Origin of the sequence: Thioalkalivibrio sulfidiphilus HL-EbGr7, from assembly GCF_000021985.1 — a bacterium.
GTDB classification, from domain to species: Bacteria; Pseudomonadota; Gammaproteobacteria; order Ectothiorhodospirales; family Ectothiorhodospiraceae; genus Thioalkalivibrio_A; species Thioalkalivibrio_A sulfidiphilus.
Genome location: NC_011901.1, coordinates 676,013 through 685,996 on the forward strand (window position 1 = coordinate 676,013; position 9,984 = coordinate 685,996).

Annotated in this window: 6 protein-coding genes; 3 read left to right on the plus strand and 3 right to left on the minus strand. The window is 66.9% G+C overall.

Annotated features, from left to right (window positions below; all coding sequences use genetic code 11):
* Positions 1–42: 42 nt before the first annotated feature.
* Positions 43–3,291 carry an EAL domain-containing protein gene (locus TGR7_RS03195; RefSeq protein ID WP_012637226.1) on the plus strand — a complete coding sequence of 1,083 codons (3,249 nt, stop codon included), beginning with the start codon at positions 43–45 and terminating at the stop codon, positions 3,289–3,291.
* Here TGR7_RS03195 and TGR7_RS03200 read toward each other — a convergent pair.
* Positions 3,275–3,835 (minus strand): hypothetical protein, encoded by a 561-nt coding sequence (locus tag TGR7_RS03200; protein WP_012637227.1) that lies wholly within the window; start codon positions 3,833–3,835, stop codon positions 3,275–3,277. The genes TGR7_RS03195 and TGR7_RS03200 overlap by 17 nt on opposite strands.
* Positions 3,836–4,031: 196 nt before the next feature.
* On the opposite strand from TGR7_RS03200, the gene TGR7_RS03205 reads away from it, so the two are divergent.
* Positions 4,032–4,799, plus strand: a complete 768-nt coding sequence (locus TGR7_RS03205) for an inositol monophosphatase family protein (RefSeq protein ID WP_012637228.1) — start codon at positions 4,032–4,034, stop codon at positions 4,797–4,799.
* 185 nt (positions 4,800–4,984) lie between these two features.
* Here the strand turns inward: TGR7_RS03205 and TGR7_RS03210 are convergent, their stop codons facing one another.
* Positions 4,985–5,701, minus strand: a complete 717-nt coding sequence (locus TGR7_RS03210) for an arginyltransferase (RefSeq protein WP_012637229.1) — start codon at positions 5,699–5,701, stop codon at positions 4,985–4,987.
* Positions 5,702–5,821: 120 nt separating this feature from the next.
* Positions 5,822–5,932, minus strand: a complete 111-nt coding sequence (locus tag TGR7_RS16975; protein ID WP_012637230.1) for a DUF3149 domain-containing protein — start codon at positions 5,930–5,932, stop codon at positions 5,822–5,824.
* Between the two features lie 197 nt (positions 5,933–6,129).
* Between TGR7_RS16975 and metH the strand changes: the two genes are divergently transcribed.
* A complete protein-coding gene (gene metH / locus TGR7_RS03215) occupies positions 6,130–9,882 on the plus strand; it encodes a methionine synthase (RefSeq protein ID WP_012637231.1) in 3,753 nt (1,250 codons plus the stop codon).
* Positions 9,883–9,984: the final 102 nt, after the last annotated feature.

The window sequence follows — 9,984 nt, forward strand, 5'->3', positions numbered from 1 at the left end:
CCGTTCAGACAGGGAATGTCTCAAACCTGACAGTATATCCCTGTGAACCGTCCTTTCGCTTCCCTGCTGCACATTCGCGTCCTGCCCTGGCTGGGTCTGCTCCTGCTGGGCCTCGCCGGCTCACCGGCCATGGCCGAGGACGGCGCGACCCTGCGCCTGGGGGTGCTGGAGTTTCGCGGTGAGGCAGACGCCTGGTCACGCTGGTCGGCCACGGCCCGCTATCTGGACGAGGCGCTGCCGGATCACCGGGTGGAACTGCAGCCCCTGGATTTCAACCGGCTGGAGCAGGTGGTGGCCCGGGGTGACGTGGACCTGGTGCTGGCCAACCCGGGGTTCTATGCCCTGCTGGAAACCGCCCACGGCGCACGCCCCCTGGCCTCCCTGGACACCGGGCTGCGCTCCGGCCAGGGCTGCTGCCGTTTCGGCGCGGTGGTGTTCACCCGGGCGGACCGGGACGATCTGCGGCATCTGCAGGACCTGCAACGCCAGCGCATCGCAGCGGTGCACGAGCACTCCTTCGGTGGTTACCAGATGCTGCTGCGCGAACTCCACGACCTGGGCATCTCGCAGCACCGTACCCTGGCGCGCATGGACTTCCTGGGCGATCACGACGCGGTGGTGCAGGCGGTGCTGAGCGGCCGTTACGACGCGGGCGTGGTGCGCACCGGCATCCTGGAGGCCATGGCCGAGGAACGACGGGTGCGCCTGGATGCCTTCCGGGTGGTGGGGGCGCGGGGTGCCGCTGAGGGTCTGTCACAGCGCCTGAGCACCCGCCTGTATCCGGAGTGGCCCCTGGCGGCCTTGCCCCATGTGTCCGTGTCCCTGGCCAACCAGGTCGCGGTGGCGTTGCTGCCCATGCCGGCGGAACATCCCGCCGCGCGGGCCGCCGGCATCCAGGGCTGGACCGCGCCGCTCAATTATCAGTCGGTGCATGAACTGCTCTACGCCCTGCGCCTGCCGCCCTACGACGCGCCCCGCCAGTTCAGCCTGTCCGAACTCTGGGTCCAGTACCAGTGGCAGATTTCCGCGGGGTTTCTCCTGCTGTTCGGGCTTGCCCTGGCCCTGTTCCGGGGCCAGCGCCTCAACCGCCGGCTGGCGGAGGCCGGGCGCCTGTTGCAGTCCCGGGTGGAGATGCGCACCGAACACCTCAACGTGGCCAATCGCAGCCTGCAGCGGGAGGTGGAACAGCGCCGCCAGGCGGAGGCCGAGGTGCTGGCCCAGTCCCGGCGCCAGGCCCAGGTGCTGGAGGCCGTGGACGAGGCCATCTTCGGCCTGGATGCGGATTGCCGGGTGGAGTTCGCCAACCCGGCCGCCGAGGCACTGGCCGGGTGCAGCATCGGCCAGATGCGCGGTCAGCGCCTGTCCGGGGTGCTGCAGATCCGCGACGATCAGGGACGCTCGGCCTGGGAGCCCGACGGGGATTGCCTGGCCGAGGATCCGATGCCGGTGAGCATCCGCCGCGCCTTTGATCAGACCCTCTACCACAGGGATGGCCGTGTGTTGGTGGTGGATTACGCCTTCCGCCCCATTCTGGAAGGCGGGCAGGTGCGCGGCGGCGTGTTCAGCTGTCGGGACATCACCGGGCGCAAGCGTATCGAGGAGAGCCTGCGCCTGCATGCCCAGGTGTTCGATACCGCCACCGAGGGGGTGATGATCGCCGATGCCCGCGGACGCATCCTGAGCGTGAACCGGGCCTTCGAACAGGTCACCGGCTACAGCGCCGAGGAGGTGGTGGGCCGCAATCCCAGCATCCTGTCCTCCGGACGTCAGGACAAGGCCTTCTACCGGCGCATGTGGGACACGATCAAGGGCGAGGGCATCTGGTCCGGCGAGATCTGGAACCGGCGCAAGGACGGCGAGATCTATCCCGAGTGGCTGACCATCAGCAGCATCGCCGGTCCGAACGGCGAGGCCAGCCATTTCGTCGCGGTGTTCTCGGACATCACGGCGCAGAAGCGCTCGGAGCAGGAGATCGATTTCCTCGCCAACCATGACCCGCTCACCGGCCTGGCCAACCGCAACCTGTTCGAGGACCGGCTCGCCCACGCCATCAGCATGGCCGGGCGCAACGGCCAGCACGTGGGCCTGCTGCTGGTGGACCTGGACCGCTTCCGGCTGATCAACGACGGCATGGGCCATGGCCCGGGGGATGCCCTGCTGCGCGAGACCGGCCGCCGCCTCGGGCACTGCGTGCGTGATTCGGACACCGTGGCCCGTCTGGGCGGTGACGAGTTCGGCATCATCCTGGAGGGCCTGGCGGATGCCGCGGATGCGGGCATGCAGGCGGAGCGCATTCTCGAGGCCATGCGCGCGCCGTTGCGCCTGGGTGGCCAGGAACTGTTCTGCACGGTGAGCATCGGTATCGCCGTGTTCCCCGCCGACGGCACGGACGCGGCCACCCTGCTGCGCCATGCCGACACTGCCATGGCCCTGGCCAAGCGGGAGGGTCGCAACAACTTCCAGTTCTACACCCATGCCCTCACCGAGGCGGTGTTCTCCCGCCTGAACATCGAGACCGGTCTGCGCCACGCTCTCGAACGGGACGAACTGCGCCTGCACTACCAGCCGATCCTGGATGCCGCCAGCGGTCGCATCGCCGCTATGGAGTCGCTGATGCGCTGGCAGCATCCCGAGCGCGGCCTGGTGTCCCCCGGGGTGTTCATCCCGGTGGCGGAGCAGAGCGACCTGATCCTTGCCCTGGGGCGCTGGGCCCTGGTGAGCGCCTGTGCCCAGGTGCGGGCCTGGTCCGATGCGGGGCTCGAACCGGTGCCGGTGTCGGTGAACATCCCGGCGTGTCATTTTCGTCAGCCGGGCTTCGTGGAGGAGGTGCTGGGGGTGGTGCGCGAGACGGGGGTTCAGCCGCAGTCCCTGATCATCGAGCTGACCGAGAGTGCCCTGATGGAGCCCGTCAGCCTGGCGGAGGAACGCATCAGACGCCTGCGCGACACAGGTGTGGTGGTGGCCATCGACGATTTCGGCACGGGCTACTCGTCACTGGGCTACCTGCAGCGCTTCCACGTGAACTACCTGAAGGTGGACCGCTCCTTCGTCAGCGGCCTGCCCGGCGACGAGAATGCCCGGGCCATCACCGAGGCGGTGATCGGCGTGAGCCACAGCCTGGGCCTGCAGGTGGTGGCCGAGGGCGTGGAGACCCAGGCCCAGCTGGACCACCTGCGCGCCACCGGTTGTGACAAGGTGCAGGGCTACCTCACCGGCCGGCCGGTGACCGCCGAGGTGGCCGCCACCCTGTTGCCGGGGGCGGGCGAGAAGGTCATCAGTCTCCCAGGCTGACGATCCCGCCGAGCACCTGGCGCATCTCGTCCAGGGTCGGATACGCGGCCTCCCATTCCTCAGCCATGCCGCCGTGGCAGGTCAGGCCGCGCACGTCCGGCTGTCGCTCGGCGTGCAGCCGGTAGTGCACCAGCCGGCTCATGGGCGGCGGGCCGCCAGCGTCTTCGCCGGCCATCACCAGCCCCACGGCGGCTACCTGCACCGGGGCGGCGGGGCCGCGCACCACTTCCACGTAACCCTGGCGGGTGCCGGTGACCAGGAACCGCTCCGCCTCGATGCGCCCGCTGCCGTCGCTGACGGTGGAGACCTCGAAGTTGCAGTGGGGGTAGTAGATGTTCACCGCGCTCTTGGGGATGACCCGGCCGTCCTGCATGAACACCCGGGCATGGCCCGAGGGGATGGACAGGTCCTGGTTCAGGGTAATCGTGGTGCCCACCGGGATGCGGGCATGGGCCGACTGCCAGCCGTCCAGGCTGGCGCAGGCGCCCAGGCCCAGGGCGGCGGCGGCAAGGAGCAGGGGAGCGGCAAGATTCAGGGGTTTCATGGCGTTGAGATTCTCCTGGAGGCAGGCGCGGCGGGATCGAGTGTCCGCCCGGATTCCGGCTTCCGCCGGTCGATAAAGACATAGACCCCGGCGCGCTGTGCGGGTTCTGTAGCGGCCGCGGGATGCCGGCCTGATCCGCCCATGATAATCTTCGCCCTCTTTTGCACGCCATCCGACCCGTCAGGAACCCGTATTCATGAGCCCGTTTCTCCAGACCGCCATCGAGGCCGCACAGGCTGCCCAGAAGGTCATCCAGCGCTACTACCGCCAGGAGATCCCGGTGGAACTCAAGGCAGACCAGAGCCCGGTGACCATCGCCGACGTGGAGACGGAGAAGACCATCAAGGGCATCATCACCGGGGCCTTCCCGGCCCACGGTTTCTTCGGCGAGGAGACCGGGCACAGTACCGGCAGCGCCCCCTATACCTGGCTGATCGATCCCATCGACGGCACCAAGAGCTTCGTGCGGCACTACCCGTTCTTCTCCACCCAGATCGCCCTGATGCACACGCGGGAACTGGTCATGGGGGTCTCCAGCGCGCCGGAGTTCGAGGAGATCGCCTACGCGGAGAAGGGTCTCGGCGCCTACCTGGACGACAAGCCCATCCGGGTCAGCCAGGTGGAGGATTTCGCTGCTGCCACCCTGTCACTGGGCAACATCAAGACCCTGGCTGGCAGTGATCGCTGGGAGGCCCTCGGTAGCCTGGTGCGCCAGGTGAACCGCACCCGCGGCTACGGGGATTTCTACCACTACCACCTGCTGGCCTCGGGTCGCATCGACCTGGTGGTGGAGTCCGACGTGAACATCCTGGACATCGCCGCCCTGGCGGTGATCGTGCGCGAGGCCGGCGGCGTGTTCACCGATCTGGACGGCCGCGAACTGACCCTCGAGACCACCAGCGTGCTCGCCGCCGCCACCCCGGCGCTGCATGCCAGGGCGCTGGATCTGCTGAAAGGTTCGTGAAATCTGAACCTCTGCCGCACAGACTGCGGAGGCGCGGAGAAAAAAGAACAGTTTTGACAGGATTAACATGATTAACAGGATTAAAGACTCAATCAGTAATGATTGGATTTCAGTTCTTGAATCTTGTTAATCATGTTAATCCTGTCGTTTTTCCAGCTTTTCTCTGCGCCTCTGCGGCAAAGCCCTTAAATCCCGGCCAACTCAACCCAGACCCCGTCCCGCAGCCCCTGCGCCGGCCGAAAGGACGCCTTGTAGGCCATCTTCTCGCTGCCGGCGATCCAGTAGCCCAGGTACACGTAGGGCAGGCCCAGGCGTTGGGCCTCGTGGATCAGCCACAGCACCGCCAGGGTGCCGGGGCTGCGGACGGCATCCTCGGGGTCGAAGAAGGTGTAGACCGCCGACAGGCCGTCCGGCAGCCGGTCCACCACCGCCACGCACACCAGCCGCTGGCCGGCCCGGAATTCCACCAGGTCCGTGTCCGACCAGTCCGAGTCGATGAAGCGCCAGTAGTCCGTGGGGCTGGGGTCATCCATGCCGCCGCCCGGGTGGCGGGTGTCCACGTAGCGCCGGTAGAGCTCGAAGTGCTCCTCCCGGGGCGAGGCCTTGATCACGTGCACCGAGAGATCCCTGTTGCGCCGCCAGACCCGCCGCTGGTTGCGGTTGGGTTGGAAGCCATCCACGGGCACGCGCAGGGGTATGCAGGCCCGGCAATCGGGACATTGATGGCGGTAGACATGCCGGCCGCTGCGGCGAAAGCCATGGCGGGCCAGCCGCCCGTAGAGGGCCACGTCCATGTCCGCCCGGGGGTCGGCGAACACGCTGACCATCTTGCGGCCGGGCAGATAGGGGCAGGGGTCCGGGGGCGTGGCGTAAAAGTGCAGGGTGGATGCCTGGGGGCGCATCCGGTAAGGATAATTCAAAATTCAAAATTCAAAATTCAAAATTCAAAATTCAAAATTCAAAGGGAAATGCCTTTGCCGCTCTCCCTTTGAATTTTGAATCTTGAATGTTGAATCGCGCCCTTACGGCGCGTAACGCACGAAGTGGTAGACCAGGTAGCCGCCCACGCCGCACAGCAGGGCCAGGGTGATGATGCTGAGCAGGGCCACGGGGCTTGCGAGTACGAGTTCCATGGTGGGTCTCCTCGGGTTGTCGTTGAAGGCTCGAATGGCCTCAGACTACCGTCGGCCAGAGACCCCGATACTGACCGATGTCAAGTTCGCTGCAGGTCCCGGGTGGGCTGGCTTTTCCGGGGGTATTGGCAGGGCTGGACCGCCGGTCATGGTAAAATCGCCGGCTTTGAGAAATTCAACCCGGTGGTTTTCATCCCATGACTGACGATCGCACACGCCTGCTCGAGACCCATATCAAGGAGCGCATCCTGATCCTGGACGGCGCCATGGGGACCATGATCCAGGGCTACGGGCTCGGCGAGGCCGACTACCGGGGCGAGCGCTTCGCCGACTGGCAGATCGACCTCAAGGGCAACAACGACCTGCTGGCGCTCACCCGCCCGGAGATCATCGCCGAGATCCACGGCCAGTACCTGGAGGCCGGCGCGGACATCCTGGAGACCAACACCTTCAACGCCACCACCATCGCCATGGCCGACTACGCCATGGAGGAACTGGTGCCCGAGATCAACCGGGAGGCGGCGCGCCTGGCCCGGCGGGTGGCCGATGAATGGACCGCGAAGACCCCGGACAGGCCCCGCTTCGTGGCCGGGGTGCTGGGCCCCACCAACCGCACCGCCAGCATCTCCCCGGACGTGAACGACCCGGGTTTCCGCAATGTGGACTTCGATCAGCTGGTGGCCGCCTACCGGCAGGCCGCCGAGGCGCTCATCGAAGGCGGCGCCGACCTGCTGCTCATCGAGACGGTGTTCGACACCCTCAATGCCAAGGCGGCGGTGTTCGCCGTGGAGAGCCTGTTCGACGAGACCGGCCGGCGCCTGCCGGTGATGATCTCCGGCACCATCACCGACGCCTCCGGGCGCACCCTCTCGGGCCAGACGGCCGAGGCCTTCTGGAACAGCCTGCGCCATGCGCGGCCCTTCTCCTTCGGCCTGAACTGCGCCCTGGGCCCCAGGGAACTGCGTGCCCACGTGGAGGAGATCTCCCGCATCGCCAACACCCATGTCTCCGCCCATCCCAATGCGGGCCTGCCCAACGAGTTCGGTGGCTACGACCTGAGCCCTGCGGACATGGCGGTGCACATCCGCGAGTGGGCCGAGAGCGGCTTTCTCAACATCGTCGGCGGCTGCTGCGGCACCACACCGGCCCACATCCGTGCCATCGCCGAGGCGGTGGCGGATCTCCCGCCGCGCAGCATCCCCAAACGGGAACCGGCCTGCCGCCTGTCGGGGCTCGAGCCCTGCAACATCACCGAGGACTCCCTGTTCGTCAACGTGGGCGAGCGCACCAACGTCACCGGCAGCGCGCGCTTCAAGCGCCTGATCAAGGACGGCGACTATGAGACCGCCCTGGAGGTGGCCGCCAGCCAGGTGGAGAACGGCGCCCAGATCATCGACGTGAACATGGACGAGGGTATGCTGGATTCGAAGGCCGCCATGGTGCGCTTCCTGAACCTCATGGCCGCCGAGCCGGACATCTCCCGGGTGCCGGTGATGATCGACTCCTCCAAGTGGGAGGTGATCGAGGCGGGTCTGAAGTGCATCCAGGGCAAGGGCGTGGTGAACTCCATCTCGCTGAAGGAAGGCGAGGCCACCTTCATCGAGCACGCCAAGCTGGTGCGCCGCTACGGCGCCGCGGTGATCGTCATGGCCTTCGACGAGCAGGGCCAGGCGGACACCCAGGCGCGCAAGGTGGAGATCTGCGAGCGCGCCTACCGCATCCTCACCGAGCAGGTGTGCTTCCCGGCGGAAGACATCATCTTCGACCCCAACATCTTCGCCATCGCCACGGGTATCGAGGAACACAACAATTACGGTGTGGACTTCATCGAGGCCACCCGCGAGATCAAGAAGCGTCTGCCCCATGCCCTGGTCTCCGGGGGCGTGTCCAACGTGTCCTTCTCCTTCCGCGGCAACGAGCCGGTGCGCGAGGCCATCCACGCGGTGTTCCTGTACCACGCCATCCACGCGGGTATGGACATGGGCATCGTCAACGCCGGGCAGCTGGCGGTCTACGACGAGATCGACAGGGAACTGCGCGAACTGGTGGAGGACGTGGTGCTCAACCGCCGCCCGGATGCCACCGAGCGCCTGCTGGAGGCTGCCGAGCGCTATCGCGGCGAGGGCGGCGAGGCCAAGAAGGAAGACCTGGAGTGGCGCAAGCTGCCGGTGGCCAAGCGTCTGGAGCATGCCCTGGTGAAGGGCATCGACGCCTTCGTGGTGGAGGACACCGAGGAGGCCCGCCAGGGCGTGGATCACCCCATCCACGTGATCGAAGGCCCGCTCATGGACGGCATGAACGTGGTGGGCGACCTGTTCGGCGACGGCAAGATGTTCCTGCCCCAGGTGGTGAAGTCCGCGCGGGTCATGAAGAAGGCGGTGGCCCACCTGATCCCGTTCATCGAGGCGCTCAAGCAGGAGGGCGACCGGCCCAACGGCAAGGTGCTCATGGCCACCGTGAAGGGCGACGTGCACGACATCGGCAAGAACATCGTGGGCGTGGTGCTCCAGTGCAACAACTTCGAGGTCATCGATCTCGGCGTGATGGTGCCCGCCCAGAAGATCCTGGACACCGCCGTGGAGCAGGACGTGGACGTGATCGGTCTCTCCGGCCTGATCACGCCGTCCCTGGAGGAGATGGCCCACATGGCCAAGGAGATGCAGCGCCTGGGCATGAAGCTGCCGCTGCTGATCGGCGGCGCCACCACCTCCCGTGCCCACACGGCGGTGAAGATCGAGCCCCACTACGAAGGCCCCACGGTGTGGGTGAAGGATGCCTCCCGCGCCGTGGGCGTGGTGCAGAGCCTGATCAGCCAGAACACCCGGGAAGAGTACGTGGCGAAGATCCGCGCCGAGTACGAGGAGGTGCGCCGCCACCATGCCGAACGGCAGAAGGAGCAGAAGTGGCTGACCCTGGCCCAGGCCCGGGACAACCGCACCCCGATCGACTGGCAGGGCTACCAGCCGCCCCGCCCCAGGGCCCTGGAGGCGGAGCCGGCCGGGCCGGGCATCACCGTGCTGCACCCCTTCGGGCCTGACAGCGTGGTGATCCGCTTCGACGACTATCCCCTCGAGGATCTGCTCGACTACATCGACTGGACGCCCTTTTTCCATGCCTGGCAGCTGCATGCCGCCTACCCGCGCATCTTCGACGACGAGGTGGTGGGCGAGGAGGCGAAGAAGCTGTTCGCCGACGCCCGGGTGATGCTGGAGACGATCATCAGGGAGGGCTGGCTCAAGGCCCGCGGCGTGATCGGCTTCTTTCCCGCCAACAGCGTGGATGCCGACGACATTGAACTCTACCGGGACGAGGACCGCACCGCGCCGCTGATGCGCCTGCACCACCTGCGCCAGCAGACCGAGCGTCGCGGCAAGGGGCCGAACCAGTGCCTGGCGGATTTCATTGCCCCCCGTGAGACCGGGCTGCCCGACTACCTGGGTGGATTCGCAGTCACCGCCGGCATCGGTATCGACGAGCACGTGAGGCGTTTCGAGCAGGCCCATGACGACTACCACGCCATCATGCTCAAGGCGCTGGCCGACCGCCTGGCCGAGGCGCTGGCCGAGCGCATGCACGAGCGGGTGCGACGGGAGTTCTGGGGCTATGCCAGTGACGAACGCCTGGACAACGAGGCGCTCATCAAGGAGCAGTACCGGGGCATCCGGCCCGCCCCCGGCTATCCCGCCTGCCCGGAGCACACCGAGAAGGGCCTGCTCTGGGAGCTGCTCAAGCCCGAGGAGAATGCCGGCATGAGCATCACCGAGAGCTACGCCATGCTGCCCACCGCCGCCGTCTCCGGCTGGTACTTCGCCCATCCCGAGGCCAGGTACTTCAACGTGGGCAAGATCAACCGGGACCAGGTGGCCGACTACGCCCGGCGCAAGGGGATGAAGCCCGCCGAGGCGGAGCGCTGGCTGGCGCCCAACCTGGGGTACGAGCCGGAGGATTGAGCCCTCGGGAGGCTTGATGGGGCAGGAATTGTGCCGCCCGTCACGAAAATCTTGACGCTCGTCGGGCCCATGCGGATACTTGCCACAATAATGCGAACTGCT

Excerpts from the sequence above, each read along its gene's own strand:
- TGR7_RS03205 (WP_012637228.1), top strand. The coding sequence starts at position 4,032 with ATGAGCCCGTTTCTCCAGACCGCCATCGAGGCCGCACAGGCTGCCCAG.
- metH (WP_012637231.1), top strand. The coding sequence starts at position 6,130 with ATGACTGACGATCGCACACGCCTGCTCGAGACCCATATCAAGGAGCGC.
- TGR7_RS03200 (WP_012637227.1), bottom strand. The coding sequence starts at position 3,835 with ATGAAACCCCTGAATCTTGCCGCTCCCCTGCTCCTTGCCGCCGCCGCC.
- TGR7_RS03210 (WP_012637229.1), bottom strand. The coding sequence starts at position 5,701 with ATGCGCCCCCAGGCATCCACCCTGCACTTTTACGCCACGCCCCCGGAC.
- TGR7_RS16975 (WP_012637230.1), bottom strand. The coding sequence starts at position 5,932 with ATGGAACTCGTACTCGCAAGCCCCGTGGCCCTGCTCAGCATCATCACC.